General features: G+C 36.7%; 1 protein-coding gene. It reads left to right on the forward strand.

Annotation, left to right across the window (positions count from 1 at the left end; all coding sequences use genetic code 11):
• Positions 1 to 206 (forward strand): GMP synthase (glutamine-hydrolyzing) (locus tag FUA24_RS23485; RefSeq protein ID WP_449441437.1); only part of this gene is annotated, 206 nt, incomplete at its 5' end.
• Positions 207 to 226 lie beyond the last annotated feature (20 nt).

Consider the following 226-nt stretch of genomic DNA (forward strand, 5'->3'; position numbering starts at 1 on the left):
GTGTTATGGGAGATGAGCGTACCTATGAAAAATGTGTAGCACTTAGGGCTGTAGAAAGTACTGATGGTATGACTGCCGATTGGGTAAACTTACCCTATGAATTCCTTCAAAAAACATCTAATGATATAATAAATAAAGTAAAAGGCGTTAATAGAGTAGTGTACGATATTAGCTCTAAACCACCAGCAACCATAGAGTGGGAATAGTTTGGTTACTTTATAAAGGC

The organism is Seonamhaeicola marinus, assembly GCF_008085455.1.